Source organism: Paenibacillus sp. MER 180, from assembly GCF_023713665.1.
Lineage (GTDB): Bacteria > Bacillota > Bacilli > Paenibacillales > Paenibacillaceae > Paenibacillus_B > Paenibacillus_B suaedae.
The window spans coordinates 68,748-93,137 of sequence record NZ_JAMAVT010000003.1 but is presented as its reverse complement, the minus strand read 5'-3'; the positions used below and the strand labels follow the sequence as shown (position 1 = coordinate 93,137).

Genomic DNA, 24,390 nt, shown 5'->3' with positions numbered 1-24,390 from the left:
GATTATCTGCTGCCCTTCTCCGATTTCTTCATTGCATATAGATCCTCTTCAATGCCAGCCATACGCTGCTCCAACATCGCACGCGCATCCTCGATGGCCTGATTATATAAGTAGGGCTCGAACATCTTCAGTAGATAGTCAACTAGCTCCTCTGCCTCGAACATGCCCAGGGATTCTCCACGCTCTGTCTCAAAATACTGCTTCAAATCCTCTATCCATTTCTCCTTCTGCTCTCTAGGCAGCTTCTTTACATTCATGATGTCCCTCCTAAGTTGCTAAGTCGCTTGTTTACTTCCTTCTATCGATGAACTTATTATAGACGACCTGCGAATTCAACAGTCAGCGAGTTGAAATACTCCATCTTCTCATCAATAAAATCATCGCCCGACTCGATGCTTCCGACAATATGCGAATCATGGAGACATAGTCCCATTAACCACAACTGACGTGCAGCAACGAATACGGGAACTGCTCGAATATCGTCTTCGTGAAGTTGACGTACAGACTGATAGCCTTCTAGGAATGCGTCCCACAACTCTGACAGCTTTCCATGATCATTGCCTAAGCGCACCTCTCGAGCCAAGCGAAATTCTGCTATATCATAAGCGCGGTAGCCATAACCGCACAAGTCAAAGTCATAATGAGTATACGTCTGATCGCCGCTGTAACTAATATTGGTATTTCCATGCAAATCCCCGTGACATACTCCCCAATCCAGCGCTGAGAACTGTGTAATTTGCTCCTTCAATGCGCTGCCAATGGCCATCAACTTCTGAACATCTTCGGGCCTATGCTGAATTCGGTCAGCAATCACCTGCAGCGGCTTATCTATTAGATAATTCTGATCCATTACAGGACGCTCATATGAACTTGTAAACGTATCTGCTGCACTGTGCAGTTGCGCTACTGCTTGTCCGAACAATCGGCTAATGTCGGCATTGTCGATTGAGCGTTCTTCTCCCACAGCATAGGTGAACAGGACGCCAAATCGAATACCTTCAGGCGCTTGGAGCGGATGAACACGTTCCCCATTCAATGCCGTAATCGGTGAGGATACGGATATCCCCTCAGCTTGTAGATGAAGAAGGAAATCCATCTCAAATTCAACCACTGCCTGGTGTCTTCTCCAATCCCCACGATATACACGGAAAATATACAGGGCGTCATCGCCATGCACCTTATAGGTATCGTTCATTCCGCGCAGCAAAAATTCAACCCGCTGAACCTTGCCTACAGCATAATTCTCTTCTATCCATTCCTTTAGTGCTTGCTCGCATAATGTAGAATATACAACTGGAAAATGCATTTGACCCCCACCCTTTTCATGTCAGACTGACATACTCTCTTTTTACGTTCCCTTCCTATTTGCGCAATGTGAGTACAGCAGCGAAAAGAAGCAAGGCCAGTGTGAGCGCATACATGACAATTGCTGTTGGGCTGGTATATCCATACCCACAGCTCAACGAAGAATAGGCTGTTCACTTCTGTATCAACCAAACTGCAAGGTACATATCTTAGACGCATCAGGTATGGAAAAAGTTTCAACCCATACCCATCCCTTGGTCAAATGAGAGTTGAAAATTGGTTGGCTTACGGTGACTAGAACTAGACTAGCCTACTGTATACCAATACGAAATAATTTCCAGTTATAGATAGGATTTAAATACGGGTCAAGTTATGCAGAAATGCGAACAAGTGCTATAAAGAAATAAAGAAGACTGATATCAGTCTTCTCTCATGGCACAAGCAATTGCTGCATCATTATAAAGTCCTCTTTACTTCGTCTAACTAATGGGTGTTCCTTCACTTCATGAACGAGTCGGGAAGCTTCTTTCACAGCTGTGCTGTATTGATCATGGGTAATGCGTCCCCACTCCAGAGCTTCTTCCAGCTCATCTTCATCCAAGAGGAAGATATGGCCCGATGGCAGCAGCACAACGTCCAAGTACAAGTCGTCGAAATAGGGGATGCCCCGATCATCCGTTCCGACCGGTTCACAAACATCCACGTACCACTGCATGACCTCTCCCTGTTCATCAAATACAGTCGTAATTGAATAATGCTCATGCAAGGGGAAATATTGCATCCAGCAATATCCTGTATCTACGAGCTTTATTCTCTTCCCGTCCATTGTCACTGTTAACGGCTGCCGCACCGCATTGAATTTAATCAGAGAGATGTAGCCTGTAAATTCCGGAGAATCTACTTCAGTTAGCGCGAACTGCTTGGACAAAATCCGTTTCCAATCGTAGCGATCTGCGTGTTTTCTCTTCATGTGGCAACCTTCCTCAGCTCGGATGCCGTCTCTTTATTTCCCATTGTCGAGCACTGCAGTTCGTCACCTGTATCTGCAGATAGACAAGAGAGGCCCAGCTTCAAATTTCCTTTGCTACGATTATACCTTACTCGCAAGCGTTCGGCATGTGATATATTGTCATATCTCCTTATTTTCCGCAAGATGACCAGCTTATGTCGAGCAGAGACACATCATCCTCCAGCATTTCTCCATTTCGATGCTCCAGCTTGTGGCGAAGCAGTTCGTCTGCAGGCGGATACGACAGGCTGTCCAATTCGGATAACCCGTCGGTATACACCATCAGCCGAAAGGGTGCATTGCCTTCAATATGGTGGTGCAAGGTATGAGCTCTTCCGCCGATGAGACCACGATAGACTGACCACCGTTCTCCACTTGAGCTGGAAGTCTCGAACAGATTGCAGCTTTCTTGTCCATGCTGCCATAACCGACGTCGCCCGTCCCCATGCCATGCAAGCCATATTCGACTATACGGCTCTGCTTCATCCGTTCCATCAGTGCCATCGATCCGCCCGCAGGTGAACATCGCCTCGCTCCCGATTCGTTTCTTGTCTTCCAATACTTCCTTTACAAGTGGAGGGAGTCCCGAGGGAATCGGCAGCCCAGACATTTGCTCAGCTGCTGCATCACGTAGAGAATCCAGATAAGCATGCAAAGACTCGGCATTCAATTCAGACTGAACAGCAATCCAGTCCAATAGATGGGCACCTAGAAACCTCGCAGCAAAATCTCCTTGGTAGCTCAAACTGACCCCATCGCATAATACAAAGCTGAGCGAACCACCATCTATGCGAAAGGCCAAATAATCTTGATTGTTATCCTTATATTGCGCCGTCTCTCCCGCTCGTGCGTAAGCAAATCTACAGCGAAAAGAGGATTGCTCGATCGTCATTAACGGCTGATCCACCTGTTGGGAACAACGGTAGTGAAAGGATGTCAGACTCAATCGGATTCACCCTGCCTTTCTTACGTAATCCAAGCTGTATCGTTGTACAATAGGCATACGGAGATTGAATAGCTTCCTGCAATCTCTCCTCATTGTGAAGTCCCTTCGTTAGGAATCAATTAACGCACAGGAGTAGCGGCAGACATTTGGAATCCGATCGAGACCAGCTCTGGACAATTTCCGGGCAGCATCATGTGGGCTCCTGATGAGAGGTGATAATCCGCCTCCACCAACATCTCACGATAGCTTTCCGGCAAGATCGAAGACATGCTTCGCAGCTTCTGTGCATGTTCATCGGTAAGAATGGTATCCTGCACGATCCCCTTCCACCTGCGGGGTTCTTCAATTGGTGTATCCAACATGTGATCCGTAATAAATATATTCTCGATAAGCACATTGCCATCCGGCACACTCATTTGCATAATCCGCCTAGCAATTGGCGCTGGATCATCCCCAGTAGCTACTCCATCTGTCATATGGCAAATTAGCGGAGCAGGGCAGTCCTGCATATGAGGCAGCTCGGCCTCCAGCAGTCTCTCTGCCTGAAGGAACGCCTTGGCTGCATCAGAGAAGCGAACCGGCGTCAAATCCGGCAATGCCCCCATGCTTGCAATTTCGTCAATTCCCTTGATGCCATTCAGCACATCATAGACATCGTCACTGTAGGCCAATATTGCAATGCGATAGCGCGGTGTCAGACGATTTCCTTTCGTAGAACGGAATACCATCTGTCGAATCGCTTGGGATAATGCTTCATATACCACATCGATTCGCCGTCTTCCGGCCATCGTCATATTCATGGAAGCACTGATATCAATTAAATAGATGAGAAGTGCAGGCGTGCGCTGTGAAGCCTGTATCGTGTAGTTCATCCGTCCAATTCACCTCATAGCATGTTATTTCAATCGTGCCTGATCCGCGCTAAATATCAGGCAGCATATAGGACGTATCATTCAAGAACTTATAAATATGTCCGGCCCTCGTCCCCACCTTGCCTACATTTTTGAAGTAGTCTGGATCCTTTTCATACCGTTCTGTAAACTCTAATGCATACTTTGAAGCATTATTCACATTATTTCTTGATAGTGCATTATACGCCTTATTGTAAGAGGCAATCAGCAGTACCACATCACGACTGCGAATCTTCTTTATTTGAGCAGCTTTCTCCGCAGCCTGTGCGGCCTGTGCCGCTTCCAGCCGTTTGCGCTCCTGCTCGCGAGCCTGTTCTATTTTCAGCTGTTCATCCCGCTTCTTCTTCCACTCCACATACTTCTCATATTGCTCTTGTTGATCATACTGGGCCTGCAGGCGTTTCCGCTCCGCATCCTTCTTCTTCTGTTCCTCCAGCTTCTTGATGCGCTGCTGTTCCTCTATGCGCTTCTGCTCATCTTCCTTGCGTTGCTGTTCCTCTTGCTTGCGCGCTTCCTCCTTGCGCTGTTCTTCCTCACGAAGCCGTTTTGCTTCTTCCTGCTTCCGTTCCTCTCCCGCCTTCAAATGTTGAGTCTTCGCGTCAAGCAGCGCTTGTTCTTCCGCAGCCTTCTTGACCGCATCTTCGTTCATCTGATTCACCACAAAAGCTCCACAGCCAAGCAATAGGAGTGCTGACGCTACACTAATGATCGCAATCGCTCGCTTCCCTAGCTTGACCTTAGACCGTGGCATTTGATCTGCTTCCCTTGCAAGCTTCTGCTCCAAGTCTTGAATCGCCGCAGCCAGCTCAATATGCATCGGACTTTCCTTCTCAACAAAATGATGAGCCGATCGGTACACTTCCAAGGCACTTTGCAGTTGATTTTGCTCTTCTAGTTCTCTTGCCTGCCGGAACAGGCGATTGACCACATCCGGATCAACATCGGCCCGGGCAGGAATAAGGGGGGCGGATACTGCATCGGGTTGTACAGCAGAATTCTTTGTGCATCCTTCCGCCTCTTTATCTATCGCTTTATCCTCTGAACGCTGCTCATGAATCGCTTGCGTTCCTTCTGGCGCATTCTGCTGCTTAATGTCCATAACGATCTGTTCTTCTTCGTCTACGCCATTAAGCACAATCAACCATTCACCGAAGGTCGGACAACTGCTCAAATCCTGGCTTTCCCAAGCGCGTGAGAACAGATCCGATACTTTGCCGCCATATCGTTCTGTTAATACATGCTTCAATCCCTCATAACGCTCGCAGGAGGTTTGCATTTCACGTTGGTCGAAATAGCTCTCGCCCCATGCCTTATCCACGATCTGCTGAGATGACCAACCAAGCATCTCTGCAAGAAGAATGCTGCCTGCGAATCGATCTGCATATGCACTCCACATCCCTGTCAGCAGCGCACGATGTGCAGCATATCCTGGAGAGCCACTGAACAGCACATCCGGTCGATCCATCTTAGGACTATAGAGCTGCTCCACATCTACCAGTTCAATCGATAATGCCTTCGAACTCTGCTTAACTTCCGAGAAAAACGGAAGCATGACATTCGGCGCAGACAAATCGCAATGTGCCAGACCTCGCTGCTCCATGCCGGAGCATACTCGTGCCAGCGATTTGGCAATCTGCAGGCTGTCTTGGCGTGTCAGCCGATTATGTTCTGCAACGATATCCAGCCACGTCGGGCCATGTATCCACGGCATTACCACTGCATAGAGCAAATCCGTGCTCTTCTGGATAAGTCCTCCGTTTTTCTCAGGGGTCAATACGTTCCGACTGCACACGCTTAGTCCTGGAAGCTCACTATAGGTATCGAGCAGCTCAGATTGATATACCATCGCAGGGATACGATACTTCGGATGGAACACTTTGAGCGCCTTTGCCTCTACAGCATCTCCTCGGGTTGGAAGCAGCTGATAGATGACACCCTGTCTGCCAGCCTGCGCATATACGAGGCCAGGAGCTGCCGGATGTTCGCCGAACCGATATTCGATATCTTGAATAATGATCGTATCTCCTGATTGTGGCTGAAATGACATAATTCCTATCCTCCCGAGATGATGCATCTGTATGATGTAAGAAAAACCGGGAGTGTCCTACGCCCGGCTTCCTCTTTGTATTCAAGTAAGAATTGAACGATTAGCGCTGTTCATCCACAGAGCGGAACTTCTGCGCAATAGCCTTCAATTCTTCGCTAATTGTGTTCAAGGTTTGAACGAAGGATTGCATCTGCTTGCTTGCTTCTTGGAATTCTTGGAAGAAGCGCTGTTTCGTCATCCCTTCCCATTGACCTTCCATTCCTTGAATAGCCTGTGTCAGGGTAGCTACGATCTGTTGACTCTGATCTCCACCCTGCTTGAATTGATTCGACACTTGATCAACCTGTTCCGGTGTAATTAAAATGCGACCCGCCATGTTTGTTCCTCCTTTTGGTAGACATAGACATTTGAACGACAAATAAATTATGCAAATATTTCTATTCATAATTGTACATGAAATCTATTACAAATTTAAAAGAGTCTGCAGTCCTAATTCTAAAATGTGGACTCCTGAGCCTGAGGAACGCTCTGAAGTACGAGTTGGAACTGCTCTTCTTCCACATCGGTATAGCCAACGTGGACAATCATTTCAATGTCTTCCTGATTGAATAAATAGGAGTAGTTCTCGTCAATATACCCTTCAGGATATATGACTCCCAAATAGTCGAACAAACGGTTCGTAGTGATCTGCAGCTGCTTGCGGCCATATATCATTAATTTTTTGCTTCCTTCATGCAGCAGTACGATAGAGCCGAGTGGAAGCAATGCATCCTCTCCATTCCCAACATGTTGTTGTTCAGTCTGATTCCCCATAATTCATCCTTCCCTTTCTACTCTTGCATCCTACAATTCTTATCGAAGCTGCACACGCGATGCGACGAGCTGATCATATTAACCAATGTACAAATAACATGAGCAGTATTCTGATCCTACAGAGCGATAAATAAATATCATAATATAGTTCCTATGTCATAAATTAGGTCAGTCTATTAGACCCGTTTTAATAGCTTCAACTAGGCAGCAGTTTACCTACTGAACCGAACATATCTGAAACCTTATTCACGACTTTGCCAGCAGCCTTCGTTGCACCGCTCTTCACCGCTTTAACGCCATCTTGAACGGCTTCAGTTGCCGCTTTCGTTCCGCTCGCAACGGTATCAGTCATGGTATCCACCACAGTGTCAACGGCATCAACCGCATGGGTCTTGATAGACTTGCCGTTAATGGTTACCTCCGTAACCATAGAGATAGCAGCTCCTGTTGCTAGCCCTACACCTGCCCCTACAATAGTGCCGGCAACAGGAACGACTGAACCTACCCAGGCTCCCACGGCAGCACTCGCTGCCATGGTACCTACTCCGATTGATCCATTCACAACAGTACTGGCAGCTGCACGACTAGGGCCACCCTTCTCGTAATCCGTCATGACTGCGGTACCTGTATCGTATGCAAGCCCCGCATATCCAAGCTTGGCACTCCATCCCTTGATAGAGAGCGATTCCTTGGCTGCAACTACTGGATCAACGAATTTCCACACATTTGCATGATTCCCTGCATTCGATGCCGCATATCTCGTTCCTCGAATCCCCTCAGACAGTGCGAATTTCGATCTTGCACCGCTGATTGTCACATAGCCGTCTCCACGAACATTCACATTGAACCCGCTCTTCGCCATATTGATCATGCGGTATCCGTCTTTGCCATAGCCATACATTTCAGGAGTCGTTGGCTTCCAATTCCAACCGCCTGAACCTTTATCCTCTTGTGTGCCAATCGCCCGAACAACCGCATTTGGGTTCGATATGGCGCCTACCTGTGTCCCTAGAGCAGGGATAATCAGTGATGCCCCCCCTATCCCTATCGTTGAATATAATGACGCCGCCGAACCGATTTGATAGGCATGGCCTAGAATCGGGTGCGCTTGCTGATCAGCTGATTGAAACTGATCCGCCTTGGACTGAAGCTGCTGGCTTAAATCAAACAAAAGCGTATGTATTTGAGCCGATAACCGAGAAGCTTGCTGCCATTTTTCTCCGATCGCAGCCTTAATAGAAACCTCCCACTCCAGCGTCTGCAGAGAACGTTCCAATGACGATTGAATCGCATTTAATTGCTCCGCTGTTGCCTGCAACTGACGGCTCCCCTGACGAAGCGCATCCGGCGTTACGATAATGCGCACGATGTCACCTTCCTTCTTCTATAGAATGCTGGCGTTCCCACTCGATTAACAGGCCTTCTAGTTGTTCCTTTGTTGTTAATGTGGCAGTCAGCCAATCCTCATCACCTTTGGAGCTTTGCCGAATAAGCCAATTGCGGGAACCTCCGACGAGAAAAGCAGCTCCCTGTACATCCCAGCTTTTCTCATTCCACACAAGAAACAAGAGCTCCCCTTCTGCGGTACGATGCTTCAGCGAATGCGCCAGGGCCATTGCTCCCGCTTCCTCTCCATCGAAGGTCATTAGCTGACTAGTCATTTGCTCTACGGTAAGCTCAGCCGCATGCTCATACAGTTTATGGAAATGCCTCTTAGACAACATAACAGCGGTTATCTCACTTTCCGGCTGATCAGCCCAGTTCATACGGTTCACAATGACGGAACATGCCTCATTTGTCGAGTCATATTCTCGAAAGGAGCAAATTTCCGGTTGGAGCCGCTTCTGTGCTCGTTCGATGACTAATTCATTCGTAAAATGAAAATAGCCTTCGTATACTTCGCGATTAGGCCCCTCATCTGCTGCATTTGAAAACCGAACCCAGCAGGATCGATTTGCCAATCCCGTTACCGCTACCGTTGAATAGACGTGAGATGGCATAGCCAGCTCTCTGCCTCCAGGCTCTTCTGTTAAGTATCCCTTGCGCAGCAGCGCAGCTTTGACCTTATTCCATTCTTCTGCAATTTCCTCAGTTAGATAGCCCCGAAATGGATCCTCGATCCCAAGCAAGCGATCAGATCCAATGATTCCAGCAAGAAAATACAATTCTTTTACGTGAAGCTCAATACCACTTCTGCCATCTTGCGCTTGTAGATATGGTTCGTTACTCGTCACCAATGTGTCCACCCCCCATCAGACCCGCACTTTCCAACGTTTATGTATATGTGTTGTCCATGCGGCCGGAGTCCATTTTTCATCGTAGGGTATTGCTGTCTTTATTTTTGTAAATTTACGTCTAACAAAATATCCTTGACCAGGTGGAAGCACCTTCGACCCACTAGGACCAGAAGACTGCGACTCTGAGATCGGGATTCGGAAGAAGGACAGATCATTCGCATCAATCGTCCCAAATAAAAATCCAGCTTGCGATGCTTTGACATCGTTAAACCAGTCCACCCCGAAGGTTGGAAAATCAGACGGAACCCCTGCCAATACGAGATGTACCCCTTTATCCCGACCTTGGCGTACGATCGCAGACAGTTGATCTTTGACCGTGTAATCTGTGAGCTGCTTGCACAGCATATCTGCATCATCCATAACCAGCAGTAGGATTGGATCCCCTCCATCCTTACTTCGGGACGCGACCTGATCATATACTTGCTGAATGAATCCAGGAATTCGCTCTTCCTCTGTTACAATCTCCCTTACATGAGGCAAGTCTCTTAGCGAAGCAACGCCATTGTCCCCATATCGAACATCAATCGCATAGATATGCAAACGTTCTGGAGACATATGATAAGCCAAAGACAGCATCCAGCTCGTAAGGAATGAGGTCTTGCCGCTCTCCATAGGACTTGCGACGACGAAGTGAGGACCTTCCTTCAAATTGACCAGATATGGCTCCAAATCATCTGTGCGCACGCCAACAGGCACGGGTTGCAACCGTTCCGAGCATTGCAACTGCTCCGCTTCTATGATCTCGATTTCCTCGTATGAATCGTCGTGCAGCTTCAGCAGTTCACTAAGACGCACACGCTCAGGCAAGCTGCGAATGAGTGGGGCTGCAGCCCCTTGCCAGGAATTGTGCATCAATCGAATCTGTGAACGCAACTGAAGAACACGTTCTACATCATTGTTCCCATCCGCAGGATAAGCAGTCTGGAATTCGATCGGTACTCCGTTATGCTTAATGAGTCCGCGACCTGCCTGCAGCCGCGCCGGCGTTCTAGCCGGTCTGCCCACAGCAAAGTAATAGTCGCTTGGATCGGCTAACTCATACGAAATCGCATTCGATATATTGCTACGAAATTTGTCAAAAATATCGGTTACTCGATTGGCTGTAATCACGAATGAAATGGCCAAGCTGCCGCCTTCTCGAAGCAAATATTCCAAACATTCATTCTCATCCGGATAGGAAGTTCGGAAATTCAAATACCCGTCAATGATAACAACAATATTCGGCACCAATAGCTGTGTTACCTGCCGATAAGAAGCAATCGTCTTGACGCCGGCTTCGGACAACATCTCTGTTCGTTCCTTTACCTTCGCTAGAAGATAGCGGAACAGCCGCTTAAGTCTATCTTCATCCTCACCTGCAATTACCGCGCCCACATGAGGCAAGTCAGCATAATCCTTCAGCATACGCCCCATATCCACAACATAGCCGTGCCAGACATCAGGTTCATACTGCTCAGCGAGAGACATGAGAAGTGTCTGCACAAATGTTGTCTTGCCCGTTCCCGGCATTCCGTATACTGCCCAATGTTCATGATCCATTTCGATGGCAAGCGGCTCCTGCCGTTGGTTCATGACATCATCCAGCAAGCCTACAATTGGTTGTATTCCCTTAGAATCACCTGTAACACCTGACAACGTCCGTGTACGCTTGAACAATTCACTGCGTCCTAGCTCTTGTGGCAGCGGGTCGAGCCATGGCCCTTGCAATCGATTAATTCCCTCACACCATGCCGCCTCGGCAACAGCATCAATGAATACTTGAAGCTGCTTCAGCTGATCTTGCTCATCATAGGCCGACAATAGTGTATCACTAGGCAGCAAAGCCTCCATCTTCCCGTTCAGACGAACCTCGCTCACTTCAATTCGCAGCGGCTGACCTTCCTGACGCTTTACCAGATAAGGGGCTCCGCTCCATGCGAATTGCATCTCCTCGAACACTTCGTCACTGCCCACCTGAAAATACCCGCGCCCCGGATGCGTAATCCAAGCTGCATTCGGAATTTTGAGCATATCCCGGCTATCGCCTTCACTCTGAACACGAAGGCAGATGCGGAATCGTGTATTGCTCCATATCTTCTCATCCACTACCCCGGCAGGCTTCTGAGTCGCCAGCAGCAAGTGAACACCTAATGTACGTCCAATAGCTGCTATACTGATCAACTCATCCATGAATTCTGGCTGCTCCTTCTTAAGCTGAGCAAATTCATCAATGATGATGATCAAGTGAGGCAGCGGATTCTGATAGCGAAGCGGCGACTTGTAATACTCGTCAATATGCTGCATGTTTCCCGCATCATTCAAGATGTGTTGTCTGCGAATCAGCTCAGCACGAAGCGATACCTGTGCACGTTCGATCAGGCTCTCGTCTAGATTCGTAATGGTTCCTACGACATGAGGAAGTTTCTCGAACGTATTAGACATTCCTCCGCCCTTGTAGTCGATCAGCATGAAGGCCACATCATGAGGGTGGTATTCAGCTGCCAGTGAAGCAATTAGCGACTGAATAACCTCACTTTTGCCTGAGCCTGTTGTTCCTGCGAGAAGTCCATGTGGACCATGCCCCTTGCGTTCAATCTTGTCATGGAGATTCAAGGACACCAGCTTGCCACCAGCACGCACACCTACGGGCACTGGCAATGTATCTGGATATCGATTTCGATTCCAGCGTTCCACCAGCTTCAATTGCTCAACTTGTTCTACACCGAACATATCGAACAACGATAGAACGGGTGGAAGATCTGAAGCAGCCGAACGCTTCAAGCGAATCGGCGCCATATATCTTGCCAGCGTATCGATCTTGTCAGCAGATAAATGATCCATATGGAAGGAATGCTGAACGATCCCCTCCTGATCCGTTTTTTGCGTAGATACAGCAGTATCTGCACCGACTTCTACAATAAGGCGGCATTGCATCGGAAGCCGCTCCTTGCGATCAGACAGCACTAGGGTACAGCTGTCCACTCGGCTCGCTTCTTCTAATAGAAGAGGATATAGCGGCTCTTCCTCGATCATTTGGCTATCCTGCAGCAGAACAACATAAATGGGAAGCTGCTTCTTCTTCTCGCCGGTCGTCTGGAAACTCTTGCGACGATTTAGAATTCCATACAATTGATCAGCCAATTGATGCGCCGTACTACGCCGATCAGCCAAATAACGCTGTGTGCGATCATCATTCCATGTATGCGGAAGCCATCGCAGCCAGCCCCAATTCTCTGCTTCCTGCTCATCGTAGAGCGCAGCTAGCTTCACCTCATCAGGCGAATGCCTTGTCGTCAGCTGAGCAATCACAATCCGTACTGCTTCCATAACGGAAGCTCTGTCTCCAACGATTCCGACTACCTTCGACTCATACAACGGCAAGGTAATTGGAACCTCATCTACACTGCGAGAATCTTGTTCGAGCTTATGAGCCGCCTCGATAAGCGGATCCTTCTCGTAGCCATCGGTTCGCGGAGTAATGATTGGCATATAAAAAGGCACTTCTCCGGTGCCAATGCGAACATCCATAAAATCAACATCAAAAGGCCCGCGTTCCCACAGGCTGCTGTTGCGATTTTTCACAATTTGATGGCACACATCTGGATCACCATGAATCGCATACATCGCTGCTCGCTGCTCGTGTTGCTTCTCGATAATCTCCAGGCGATGCTTCTCCAATTGAGCCAGATACATCTGACTTCGTTCCGCCTGCTTGCGCACGTACTGTCTTTTGTTGCTCAAATACAAGAAAAATGGAAGCGTATAAGACATAAGCATCATCGAAATGGTAATCATTTGAAACATCATATAGTTACTATTGCCCATCTTCCCTGACATGGACATATATATGTAGAATCCGATACTGACCAAGGTCATCACAATCGGAATAATCAGTGTAACGATAGAGAACGTCGGACGCGACGGTTCAGCAGGAGGCCGTAATATCTCAAGCTTCTCCTCTGGTAATTCCGGCTTAATGCGAGGCGATCTCTGATACATCACGTTCACATTGAACAACTCCTCGTCTCGTTCCTCTTGTCACGACTACTCAGTATGTTCATCAGCCTCATCGAGTTGGAACAATGCTCGGCGACCAAACGATGGTGCTGAATCTGTAGTCGTGGAGAACGCTCGCTGTACGCGAATGTATGCCCCTTCACGGACACCTGCCTCCAGCAAACGCTGCTGCTCAGGAACAGTACTCCATAATCCTTCTGGCTGCTTGACTTCCAATATATATTGCATATGATTCTTCGGTGGTTCTCCGAATAGCTTCAGTCCAAGTATTGCCTTCAACTGAACTACTGTACAATCATCCGCTACATCAATATCGAACCACTCACGGCCTTGTCTTCCAAAAGAGACGGTAAGTATCATAAGCTAAGGCACCTCTCACACCAGCACGTAGTGATAAGTCAACTCTAGCACCATTTGACTATTATTGTCAATTTATGTGAAATAACACTCTATTAATTCGTTATTCCTACCAAATTTACTCCAAATCTATTACTTCTCTGTTTAGTATATATTGGGATCACACAATTACAATAAGCCCAAAGACGGGGTTTAACCCCAGAATATCCCTCAAATAGACTGGTAATAGAGATTCATAGTGTACCTCTCTTAGTGTTGATATTGTGCAATTAACTGCTTCGCCTTCTGCTGAATCAACTCTATAATCTCTGGAGGTTCGATGACATGCGCATCTGTCCCCATTCCAAACAGAATGTCCGCCAAATAGCCTACTTCAGTCGCCGCGATCACGTGATTGATCACACCCGTTCCATCTTCGCGCACAGTCAGCGACTTATCCAACCATGGATCGGTTTGACATTTCCGAACCCCAAGCTTCGTCAATTCAACATAAATGGCAACAACATCGCCCTTCAGTTGGGGAGGCTCGAACCACTCTTCCAAGCTCATTAGCTCTAACATAGGTACCGTATGCTGCTCTACCTCGCTCACCTCAAGCATGCAATCCGCACGGAACAACCGATACCCTTTCCGCTCCATACAGTAGGCTGGGCAATACCAATATCCATTATGGGCATATAGGCCGATTGGGACGATGTCGCGCAATTCCTCTCCTCTGATGGAAGCATAACGGATCTGGATCACCTTATTGTCGAGCGAAGCATGCAGCAATTGCTGCAAATGCGGTATATCCTGTTCACGAGGAGGAACCCAAAATCGTACACAGCGCTTCATCGCGTCGATTTGCTTTTGTGTATGTGGAGACAGCACCTGATAGAACTTCGATAACGCTCTCGTGGTATCCTTGCCAAATGGGATTGTCTTATATTCTTGCAGCAGCTGAACGGCGAAAAAGATAGCAAACGCCTCCTGCTCCAGAAATGTCAGCGGCGGAAGCAGCTTCTCCTTCAACAAACGAAACCCGCCCCTAGGTCCATACTCCGTATATAGAGGAACACCAAGCTCTTCTAATTGGCGCAAATCCCGCAATATTGTCCGTACCGATACACCACTTTCTTCCGCCAGCTCACGCGCGGTAAACTGCTGCTTCTTGTTCACGATCATCATCAACTCAATGAGTCGCTGGGATTTGTTCATGTCCAAGACTCCCCCTATCGTAAAACGATTTCATAACCATGACATCATTTGTCATAGTTAGATGGTACAGTATGAGCAGTACGAGATACAAGGAGGAAATAGAATGATACGAAAAATGGAATGTGCCGCATTATATACTGCCAACATAGAGGAATCCGTTGCTTTCTACACCGCAATTGGGTTAAAAGAGAGTTGGACGATCACACGCCCTCTTCCAAATGGGGAATCATGGACAATTGTGGGGTTGTCTTTCCCAGATGAACGCAGCTCAGAGCTTGTGCTGCAGAACAACCCTGAGTTGAAAGAAATCGATATCGAACTTCTCGTTGATGATGTACGAGAGACGTATGCGAAGCTGCAAGAGCGGACTGATATTCATTGGATTCGAGAACCGTTCCCTACCGAATCTGGACACGTTGCCGTTATGGAAGCTCCAGATCACAACGTGTTCGTTCTAGTTGGCAAATAGTGAAGAATATTGAGGATGGGATTGCGGTGTACATACGACTGGCAAAATGGGAAGAAACGAGCGCAATTACGCATTTCTTCAATGAAAGAATAGATCTGCATCATGATGGGGTGACAAGCGGAGAGCTTCGCTGTCCAGATGGGGTTGCTGCTGCAATAAGACGCAAGCAGCTGCTTGTCGCCGTCATCGGCCTGCGCTTGGCTGGAGCATTGCGGTTCTACCCTCGCAAAGGGAGTGAGCGCCTCTCTCTCTATCAATTTGCTGTAGCGGAACCGTTCAGGGGGCAGCATCTGTTGCGACAAATGCTGGATACTTTTGCTCCTCATCCGATAGAATCAGCCTGCCCTATTCAGTCCAGCTTCAATGGATACTATGAGCATAATGGATGGAAGCTGGAAGGTTCGAGTGCAACCCGCAATCGTTGGGTTCTCTACGTCTAGATGAACAAGGAGGAAAGAGGGAAGGATGCATACTCGCTCCTTCCCCCTTTATTCATGGTTTGATGCTAGACATTAGTTAGCTGTTAGCCAAGTATCCCTTCTCCACTGAACTGCGGATGAGTTCTTCTGCTAGCTTCCCCAGTTCCGGAGCCCCATCTCGGATTGCTTGAATCCGCGCCAACACTTGCTCACTCGTTACCTTATGCTCTTTCCACGACTTGCCTTCTGTCACATAGTTGTGAAGCAGCGGCTGCAAGCGATCAAGTGCAACTGCAAATTGCGCTTCCGGTGTCTGACGCTGCTCATATTCCGTCCATAATTGTGTTAGCGCCAGTTTCTGATCCTCTGGCAGGATGCCAAACAACCGCTTGGCCGCCTTTGACTCGCGCTCGAACTTGCTTGCATTGCCTTCAGCGTCATATGCAAAGGTATCCCCTGCATCAATCTCGACCACATCATGAATAATTAACATTTTGAGCACACGGAGCAAATTCATATTACGCTCACTTGTATATTCGTGCAGCAGCATTGCCATCGCTGTCAAATGCCATGTGTGCTCGGCATCATTCTCATGGCGGCTTCCATCAAGCAAATACGAACGACGAAACACCTTCTTTAATTTATCCAATTCCTTCACAAATTCAAGTTGCTTCATTAATCTTTCATTTATGCCCGCCATGAACGTCATTCCCCTTCGTCATCCTTACGCTATCCGTGCAGGATTCCCCTGCTGCAGATGCTTCTACATCTCATTATCTCACAGCCATTCGAAATTGCATAATGGCAAAAAACACGATAATCATTGACCTATCTCGTCATTTCTCAAATATTTCCTAGTTCTTAAGAGGTGGTGGAACTATAATAGAATTGATCCATAATACCTATGCGAATAGAAAGGGGTTACCACGATGAAACGTGTAAGATGGAGTAAGCTGATAGCCGTAAGTACTGCTTGTATCGTTGCGATGACGACATTCTCATCGATCTCAATCGCACACCCTGGCCGAACAGATAGCAACGGGGGTCATACGTGTAGAACGAATTGCGAAAAATGGGGACTGGAGTATGGGGAATACCACTATCACAATGGTGGATCTAAGTCTTCTTCTAAGAAGAGTTCGTCATCCAAATCATCCAACTCTTCCAAATCTTCATCATCTAGTAAATCAACAACAAAAAACAAAAACAACGCTAAACCTGGTAACACAACAAACACAACTAATAAACAGGCAAAAGAAAACAAACCTGTCGTCACGGAAGTAGCTGCTGCCATCACTCTTAACAAGGAAGCAACTAAACTGCCTATTCAGGCTGTACGCCATGACAGCCAGCTTATGCTTCCACTTATCGATACCTTAAAGGCACTACAAGCAAACTATTCGGTTAAAGACAACAAAATCTACATATCTTCATCGGAACGGCAAGTGATTGTCCCAATTAAGCATAACCATTACACCTTCTCCATTGACGGAACGATTAATAAACTTACGGCTCCCATGATTGTATACAAAGGCAAGTTCATGGTTCCACTTCAGTTGCTTCGTGATGCATTGCCAAGCACTGTGGAATGGAATGAGTCAGCGAAAACAATAAATATCTCCCTTTAGAAAAAGTAACAGCCCCAAAGATATCGCATCCGATGCAGCTGCATGGATTGTGACTATTCTTTGGGGCTGTATGTGTCTGAAATTAGAATCAAAATCCATCCTGAATTTCTAGTAATCCCTTCACCTTGCCGACTTCGGGATCTGTCTCGATGAAACGCATATCTACGAATTTAATTTGGATAACACTCGTTCTACTATCTTATCCGCAAGTCGATCGAAGAGGGTGTCTTCCTCCCGCCGCCTTAACGATGGATTTCCACCGCTTGTAACGCCCATCCGGCTTCGTATGTCTACGAGTTCCGCGACCTGCTCACTTGACAATTCATTCGTGCGGCCAAGCAACCTGCTCGCATACATGTACATCAGTGCATAATGCTCTAGCGATTCCATTCGGAAATAGGCTTCTGTCATATCCCTCCCCCACGTTAATGCACCATGATTCGCTAGGAGCACAGCATGATATCCTTTGCAATATGGGGCAATCGAATCGGGAACCTCCTGCGTACCTGGTGTCGCATAGGGCGCAACGGCTACTCGTCCCAGATTAACAATTGCCTCGGGAGAAATAGCTTGATCCAGATCAATCCCCGCAATAGCAAATGCCGTTGCCACTGGAGGGTGCGCATGAACAACAGCACGTACCTCCGAGTTCTCCTGATATACTCGCAAATGCATCTTAATTTCAGAAGAAGGCTTGTATGTACCCGACAAAACATTACCCTGCATATCCATCTCCACCAGCATGTCAGGTGTCATATAGCCCTTGCTTACCCCTGTCGGTGTCGCCCAAATGGTACCCGCTTCCGTCTTCATCGTAATATTCCCATCATTTGCAGCCACATAATTCCGTGCATACATCCTTCTACCGATTTCACAGATGAGTTCTTTCATTTCCGTATCTGAGTTAGCTTGCAGCTTATTCAATCCTTCACACCCCCTGTGTCTCTGGCTTGTCTCCACATCAAACATAAAGAGGCTTATATCTAAAGTTTGAATCCTCGTATGCCATATATTTAATATTCGTACTTTATATCCGTTTTGTCAATGTATTGTGTTGTTTTGTGTGGATTGTTTATGTATAAAGTTGGCAAGCTATAGAGAGGAGATATGATATAATGGAGTTAAAATCAAACATAAGCGGAGAGAACGGACAATATGCTGCCTATTACGAGAAAAGCGAAAATTAAAGATATCATCCAAGAGGAGAAGAGCGTTACGGTCGCCAAGCTTACTTCACTATTTCAAGTCACGGAGGAGACCATTCGTCGAGATTTGAAACAACTAGAGGAGGAAGGCGTATTGACTCGAACTTATGGAGGTGCGTACATACCTGATGGTGTTCAAAATGATATCAATTTCCAGCTCCGTGAACATATCCATGTTGATGGCAAGAAGCGAATTGCAGCGCAATGCGCTCAATTTATTTCAAACGGCGACTCTATTTTCTTAGATGCCTCTACCACCTCGCTGTACATCGCACAACAGATTCAAGAGCAGCGTCTGACGGTCGTAACCAATTCAATTAAAATTATTAATGTATTGATGGACAGTCCACAAGTGCATCTCGTTGTCATTGGCGGCGGTATATCCTCCAGTTCCATGTCGGCTCTGGGCAGAAATGCGGAAATGAATATGAAGAGCTATTTCTTCGATATGGCATTCATTTCCGGCCGATCAGTCAGCATCCAGCATGGACTGACAGACTCCAATGAACAACAAGCTGAGGTACGGCGCATTGCCGCAGAACGGGCAAACAAGGTATATTTAGCTGCGGACTATACGAAATTCGACCGAACTTCTTTCGCAAGTATTTGTGATTTGGATCAAATCCACACCATTGTTACTGATCAGCGTTTGGATGAAACATGGCATGAGGTCACTAGCACGAAGGGGATCTCCTTATACGAATGCGAATAAATACATGTACAATAAATGATCCCCTGACAGACAAATCGCCTTGTTCGTTGTCGATTTGCACTCAGGGGATTTTTGTTTAGATACGGATTCGTCTCATTATATAAACTCGATTACTTTAAGCAGTCGATCAACCCTTCTTAGACGCAGCTTCCTTGCGGAACATCTCTGGCAGAGAATCTGCAAACGGCGGATAAGCAATGCCATGCTGCGTGATGATTGCTGTGATGAGAGAATGATCGGTCACATCGAAGCTAGGATTGTATACCTTAACCCCTTCTGGCGCCATTGGCTGCTCATACCACTTGCTCGTTACTTCACTGTCAGGACGCAGCTCGATATGAATATCGTCGCCTGTCTGGCACTCCAAATCCACCGTAGATAATGGCGCGCATACATAGAACGGGATGCCATAATGCTTTGCCAGGATGGCCACACCAGAAGTGCCAATCTTGTTCGCTGCATCACCGTTCGCCGCCACTCGATCGCAGCCGACCAATACAGCTTGTATCTTGCCTTCCTTCATAACGATAGATGCCATATTGTCACAGATCAACGTTACATCCACGCCTGCTTCCTTAAGCTCCCAGGCCGTTAAGCGAGCCCCTTGCAGCAATGGACGCGTCTCATCTGCGTATACCTTGAACTGATAGCCCTGCTCTTGGCCGAGATGGATAGGTGCAAGAGCTGTTCCATACTTCGCTGTTGCAATGGCCCCCGCATTGCAATGTGTCAAGATGCCCCAGTTCGGTTGAAGCAGAGACAATGCATAGCGGCCGATGCTCTCGCATACCTGTTCATCCTCTGCGCGAATCGCTTCTGCTTCCTCTTTCAACGCTGCCTTAATCTCAGCAACAGAGCGTTCTTGCACCTGTTCCAGCCTTGCTTCCATACGATTCAGCGCCCAGAACAGATTCACTGCCGTTGGTCGCGACGAACCCAAGTATTGCTTCGCTTTGCCGAAGTCTGCGAAGAATTCCTCATACGTGTCCGCAGGGGATCCCTTCACACCCAAATATACCCCGAATGCCGCCGCAATGCCGATAGCAGGCGCACCTCGCACCTTCAAATGATAGATAGCATCCCAAATATCTTCGAGCTTCTGAAGCTCGAGATATACGGTTTCATTTGGGAGACGTGTCTGATCTAGAATGATTAGCGTATTCTTCTCATCCTCTAACCGAACTGACGATATCATGCTGACTGTTTGACTGCTGTTCACTTGACTCATCCTTCCACCCTCCCATTCTATCGGCTGTACATCTCGCTGCTTGAACTGATGATACGGAAATAGTCACTGCCTCGCTTCATGTCAGAACGATCCATAATGAGCTGCTTGCCCATGATGAGACACATCCGCTCAGCACGCTCTCTTGCATCAGCATCAGCAATGGATGCAATCTCTCTCACATGCGCGATGCCGAGTGTGCGACGGCACAATTCGAGCCCCGCAACACCCGCTGCATCCTTCATAATCAGATCAAGATAATATCGATCGAACCCGGGATACGAAGCTGACTTATCTAGAACAGATGTTGACCATAAGGATAAGAATTTCGTTTGGAATTGGTCAACAACGTCTTGAATCGTTTCAATGATCCATTCCATATGACGTTCCTTCAAGTCGCCCGCTTCCATTGTACATTCTGCATTCACATAGGCAAAGATTAAGTTTGCAATAATATTGCCCACATCGTATCCTGCTGGCCCGTAGAAAGCGAACTCCGGATCAATCACTTTGGTCGAATCCTGCTTCACGAAGATTGATCCTGTATGTAAATCGCCGTGAATCAGAGATTGAGTATGCGTCATAAATTCAAACTTCATCTTCGCCGTTTCCAGCAGCAACGCTTCATCTTCCCACAAATGCTTAGCTGCGAATTCACGAATCGGCTCGTAGACATCGTTTCTCGCACAATTGTAGAAAGGCTCCGTATATACAAGATCTTCGGTAATCTCACATAAGTCGGGATTAATAAATGTTTTAACCCGTTCTTTCTTCTCCTTATGATTCATGACAACATCAGATGTCAACAGCAACGTGTTCGCCATAAATGTCGTAATATGCTCCACGAACAGAGGGAACTGCTCCCGGTTCAATAACGCGGTGCGCATAATGACATGATCGGACAAGTCCTCCATTACACAGCAGTTCATGATCGGATCATAGTTGTATACTTCCGGGACAAGTCCAGGTGCAAGCTCATTTTGGATTTTCAGAATCTCGCTTTCGATGCGATTGCGGTCAGGAGATACCTTGAATTCATCCGATATCCGTGCTACAGGGCCTGCTTGCTTAATGATAATAGAACGCTTCGACTGCTCATCGACGAGCCGGAACACGTAATTTAAGTTGCCGTCCCCAATCTCCTTGCAGGTCAAGCTCGCATCTTCGGAGAATACATCCAGCTTCGTTAACGCATAGTCGATTACATCTGCTTCTTGCATTGTAAAGTACGTAGTATATTTCATTCCTTCCTTTTCCCTCCCGTAAGCCTTATTTTTTCTTGTAATACGTTAATGCCAGTGCAAATGCGAGCACCGTCCCCTTCACGATGTCCATCGCATAGTATGGAACCGACATCATGACAAGACCATTTTGCAAGATCCCAATCAGGATTGCTCCAATGAATGTACCGAACGCATTCGGTTTCCCAGCACCTGCTACGGAGAAGCCGATGAAGGCTGCCGCTACTGCATCCATCAAATACGGCGCACCAGCATTCACCTCTGCTGTCATAACACGCGAAGCGAGAATAATGCCGCCAATCGCTGCGAACCCCGCTGATAGAATATAAGCAAGCACTCGGTACTTATTGACGGCGATTCCTGACAGCTTCGCCGCCTCCATATTTCCCCCGATTACATACATATATCTGCCATGTTTTGTATAGTTCAAGAATACGTGCACAACAGCGACTACAATGAGCATTATGACAATAATCCAAGGAACTTGCCCGATCTTAGCAAATAAAGCACTTATCTTCCCCGTTGCGAACGAGCCATCCGGCATCACCATATTTTGCGAGACAGTCGCCCCTCTTGTATAGGTAAGCGCCAAGCCTTGTATAATGAACATCGTTGCCAGCGTCATGAGCATGTCCGGTATTTTCACCTTCACAATCATGAACGAGTTCACTACACCTGCAATCAGACATACCAGGATCGCAGCAATGATCGAGATGAATGTATTTTGCGAATGCCATACGAACATAGAAATAACGATCGCATTTGCAAGCGAGGCGACGGAACCAACGGACAGGTCAAAACCGCCTACCGCAAGCGAGATCGTGATCCCAATAGAAATAATGGTTACAATCGAGATCGAACGCAAAATATTAATAATATTGGACGGCAGCAAAAAGCTGCTTGACAGCGTTCCGAACACAGCGATCAATAGCAAGATTGTAATGATGGTGCCGTATTTATATAAAAAATCGAAAAAGTCAAACGACTTGGGTGTCTGTCCTTGAGCTTGACTACGCCGAATTATGCTCATACCTATTTACCTCCTGTTGAATAGAACAATAATTCCTCTTCATTCGTATCGTACGTGTGCAGTTCCTTCACAATCTGTCCGTCGTACAGCACATACACACGATCCGTAATACCTACGATTTCCGACAATTCACAGGAGGCGTAGATTACACTCTTCCCTTGCTCCGCCAGCCTCGTAATTAGCTCGAAGATGTCCTTCTTCGCCCCGACGTCCACACCCTTGGTTGGCTCGTCAAATATGTATACTTCCGCATCAGCCAGCAGCCACTTTCCAATCGCAACCTTCTGCTGATTGCCGCCCGATAAATTCTGCACTTTCGTATGTTCGCTAGGCGTCTTAATGCCAAGTTCCTCAATAAGCCTTCTTGCCTCTTCTCTTTCTTTGCGAAATTGAAGGAACGGCCCCCACTTGCAATACCTCGATAGATTCGCTGCCGAGATGTTATGCACGACAGATTCAAATATCAATATCCCTTCCTTGCGCCGCTCTTCGGGAACAAGCGCAATTCCTGCCTTCACGGCATCATGTGAATTGCGAATGGTTATCGGTCGATCATCGAGCTTATGCTGTCCCGACTGAATCTCGGAAGCCCCGAACAGCGCTTTGCATAATTCCGTCTTGCCCGCTCCAACCAATCCTGCGACGCCGACAATTTCCCCTTTGCGCACATGCATATGAATATCTGCAATCTTATGAAAGTCAGATAGATTGCTAACTTCAAAATGCATGCCTCCAATGGAAGATGCACGCCCTGGGAACTGCTCGCCAAGCTTCTTGCCCAGCATGTATTCAATCGTCTCAACAGGGGTGGTATCCGCAATCCGCATCTTCGTCACGAGTTCCCCGTCGCGCATGATCGTGATATCATCGCAGATCTCGAACAGTTCCGGCAAGCGGTGAGAAATAAAGATTACCCCTACATTGTTCGCCTTCAGATCGCGTACAATGCGGAACAGTTCAGTCGTCTCTGCATGACTTAGCGGCGCTGTTGGCTCGTCCAAGATAAGAAAGCGGCATTTCGTAGAGATTGCTCTCGCGATTAACACCATCTGCTTCTCCGCCAGCGTTAATTCACTGACCAGTTTCTTGGTTGGTACCTGAACATTCATTCGCTTCAATATGTGCCCAGCGGAATCATGAAGTCTCCTCCATCTGATCCATTGCTTCGGCCCCATATCATGAACCATATCTTCCAACATGATATTCTCGCCTACTGTCAAGTAAGGAATCAGCGCAGTATCAACTTCCTGATAGACAATCTGAATCCCTAGGTTTTTCGCCTGACGCGGCGAACGGATCGTCACCGCTTCACCATTAATCAAGATTCCCCCGGTATAGTGACTATACGCACCGGACAATGCCTTCATTAAAGTAGACTTCCCTGCCCCATTAGCGCCAATCAGCGCATGCGCATTCCCCGTCTCTGTTGTAAAATGAACGTTCTTAAGCGCTTGTACACCGGGAAACTCTATCGAGATATCCTTCATTTCCAGGAGTATCTTGCTCGTCTTCCCCATCTCCCTGACCCCCTGTTCACGATGAGCAGGCAAGCGCTTCGCGCGCCTAACCAGTTGTCTGATCCG

Annotated in this window: 23 protein-coding genes; 4 read left to right on the top strand and 19 right to left on the bottom strand. The window is 47.3% G+C overall.

Annotated elements, in window-relative coordinates; translation table 11 throughout:
• Window positions 1–2: 2 nt before the first annotated feature.
• The 13 genes from M3661_RS05395 to M3661_RS05335 form a co-directional block, all read right to left on the bottom strand.
• Window positions 3–257, bottom strand: a complete 255-nt coding sequence (locus M3661_RS05395; protein ID WP_021253110.1) for a DUF2164 domain-containing protein — start codon at window positions 255–257, stop codon at window positions 3–5.
• 56 nt (window positions 258–313) lie between these two features.
• Window positions 314–1,306 carry a phosphotransferase gene (locus M3661_RS05390; RefSeq protein ID WP_251482873.1) on the bottom strand — a complete coding sequence of 331 codons (993 nt, stop codon included), beginning with the start codon at window positions 1,304–1,306 and terminating at the stop codon, window positions 314–316.
• 429 nt (window positions 1,307–1,735) lie between these two features.
• Window positions 1,736–2,275 (bottom strand): DUF402 domain-containing protein, encoded by a 540-nt coding sequence (locus M3661_RS05385; RefSeq protein WP_142543123.1) that lies wholly within the window; start codon window positions 2,273–2,275, stop codon window positions 1,736–1,738.
• A gap of 169 nt (window positions 2,276–2,444) precedes the next feature.
• The gene (locus tag M3661_RS05380; RefSeq protein ID WP_251482871.1) at window positions 2,445–3,260 is read right to left on the bottom strand and encodes a hypothetical protein; all 816 of its coding nucleotides are present in this window, start codon (window positions 3,258–3,260) and stop codon (window positions 2,445–2,447) included.
• A gap of 119 nt (window positions 3,261–3,379) precedes the next feature.
• Complete coding sequence (locus tag M3661_RS05375) at window positions 3,380–4,132, bottom strand: vWA domain-containing protein (protein ID WP_065291245.1); 753 nt, start codon at window positions 4,130–4,132, stop codon at window positions 3,380–3,382.
• A 49-nt stretch (window positions 4,133–4,181) separates the two neighbouring features.
• Window positions 4,182–6,218 (bottom strand): hypothetical protein, encoded by a 2,037-nt coding sequence (locus tag M3661_RS05370; protein WP_251482869.1) that lies wholly within the window; start codon window positions 6,216–6,218, stop codon window positions 4,182–4,184.
• Window positions 6,219–6,318: 100 nt separating this feature from the next.
• The gene (locus M3661_RS05365) at window positions 6,319–6,594 is read right to left on the bottom strand and encodes a WXG100 family type VII secretion target (protein ID WP_021253116.1); all 276 of its coding nucleotides are present in this window, start codon (window positions 6,592–6,594) and stop codon (window positions 6,319–6,321) included.
• Window positions 6,595–6,713: 119 nt separating this feature from the next.
• Window positions 6,714–7,031 (bottom strand): DUF4176 domain-containing protein, encoded by a 318-nt coding sequence (locus M3661_RS05360; protein ID WP_021253117.1) that lies wholly within the window; start codon window positions 7,029–7,031, stop codon window positions 6,714–6,716.
• 196 nt (window positions 7,032–7,227) lie between these two features.
• Entirely contained in the window at window positions 7,228–8,397 is a 1,170-nt protein-coding gene (locus M3661_RS05355) for a WXG100 family type VII secretion target (RefSeq protein WP_251482867.1), read from the bottom strand.
• 4 nt (window positions 8,398–8,401) lie between these two features.
• Entirely contained in the window at window positions 8,402–9,265 is an 864-nt protein-coding gene (locus tag M3661_RS05350) for a hypothetical protein (RefSeq protein WP_083189152.1), read from the bottom strand.
• 18 nt (window positions 9,266–9,283) lie between these two features.
• Window positions 9,284–13,315, bottom strand: coding sequence for a type VII secretion protein EssC (essC, locus tag M3661_RS05345; protein ID WP_251482865.1), 4,032 nt, complete (start codon window positions 13,313–13,315; stop codon window positions 9,284–9,286).
• A 36-nt stretch (window positions 13,316–13,351) separates the two neighbouring features.
• Complete coding sequence (locus M3661_RS05340; protein WP_021253121.1) at window positions 13,352–13,684, bottom strand: hypothetical protein; 333 nt, start codon at window positions 13,682–13,684, stop codon at window positions 13,352–13,354.
• A 246-nt stretch (window positions 13,685–13,930) separates the two neighbouring features.
• Window positions 13,931–14,878 carry a helix-turn-helix transcriptional regulator gene (locus M3661_RS05335; protein ID WP_251482863.1) on the bottom strand — a complete coding sequence of 316 codons (948 nt, stop codon included), beginning with the start codon at window positions 14,876–14,878 and terminating at the stop codon, window positions 13,931–13,933.
• Between the two features lie 103 nt (window positions 14,879–14,981).
• Between M3661_RS05335 and M3661_RS05330 the strand changes: the two genes are divergently transcribed.
• Together M3661_RS05330 and M3661_RS05325 are read left to right on the top strand one after the other, a co-directional pair.
• Window positions 14,982–15,347: a VOC family protein gene (locus tag M3661_RS05330; protein ID WP_251482861.1), complete on the top strand. Its 366-nt coding sequence runs from the start codon at window positions 14,982–14,984 to the stop codon at window positions 15,345–15,347.
• Window positions 15,348–15,373: 26 nt separating this feature from the next.
• A complete protein-coding gene (locus M3661_RS05325; protein WP_251482859.1) occupies window positions 15,374–15,787 on the top strand; it encodes an N-acetyltransferase in 414 nt (137 codons plus the stop codon).
• A 76-nt stretch (window positions 15,788–15,863) separates the two neighbouring features.
• On the opposite strand, the gene M3661_RS05320 is transcribed toward M3661_RS05325, so the two are convergent.
• A complete protein-coding gene (locus M3661_RS05320) occupies window positions 15,864–16,466 on the bottom strand; it encodes an HD domain-containing protein (protein WP_251482857.1) in 603 nt (200 codons plus the stop codon).
• Between the two features lie 286 nt (window positions 16,467–16,752).
• On the opposite strand from M3661_RS05320, the gene M3661_RS05315 reads away from it, so the two are divergent.
• A complete protein-coding gene (locus M3661_RS05315; RefSeq protein WP_397376495.1) occupies window positions 16,753–17,394 on the top strand; it encodes a stalk domain-containing protein in 642 nt (213 codons plus the stop codon).
• Between the two features lie 162 nt (window positions 17,395–17,556).
• Here the strand turns inward: M3661_RS05315 and M3661_RS05310 are convergent, their stop codons facing one another.
• Entirely contained in the window at window positions 17,557–18,285 is a 729-nt protein-coding gene (locus tag M3661_RS05310; protein WP_065291286.1) for a class II aldolase/adducin family protein, read from the bottom strand.
• A 264-nt stretch (window positions 18,286–18,549) separates the two neighbouring features.
• Here M3661_RS05310 and M3661_RS05305 point away from each other — a divergent pair, with 264 nt between their 5' ends.
• Window positions 18,550–19,311, top strand: a complete 762-nt coding sequence (locus tag M3661_RS05305) for a DeoR/GlpR family DNA-binding transcription regulator (protein WP_065291255.1) — start codon at window positions 18,550–18,552, stop codon at window positions 19,309–19,311.
• 127 nt (window positions 19,312–19,438) lie between these two features.
• On the opposite strand, the gene mtnA is transcribed toward M3661_RS05305, so the two are convergent.
• From mtnA to M3661_RS05285, 4 genes are read right to left on the bottom strand one after another with little or no spacing between them, the layout of a single operon-like run.
• A complete protein-coding gene (gene mtnA / locus M3661_RS05300) occupies window positions 19,439–20,539 on the bottom strand; it encodes an S-methyl-5-thioribose-1-phosphate isomerase (RefSeq protein WP_065291256.1) in 1,101 nt (366 codons plus the stop codon).
• A 17-nt stretch (window positions 20,540–20,556) separates the two neighbouring features.
• A complete protein-coding gene (gene mtnK / locus M3661_RS05295; RefSeq protein WP_065291257.1) occupies window positions 20,557–21,780 on the bottom strand; it encodes an S-methyl-5-thioribose kinase in 1,224 nt (407 codons plus the stop codon).
• 25 nt (window positions 21,781–21,805) lie between these two features.
• A complete protein-coding gene (locus M3661_RS05290; RefSeq protein ID WP_065291258.1) occupies window positions 21,806–22,807 on the bottom strand; it encodes an ABC transporter permease in 1,002 nt (333 codons plus the stop codon).
• 2 nt (window positions 22,808–22,809) lie between these two features.
• Window positions 22,810–24,324 (bottom strand): sugar ABC transporter ATP-binding protein, encoded by a 1,515-nt coding sequence (locus M3661_RS05285; RefSeq protein WP_251482855.1) that lies wholly within the window; start codon window positions 24,322–24,324, stop codon window positions 22,810–22,812.
• Window positions 24,325–24,390 lie beyond the last annotated feature (66 nt).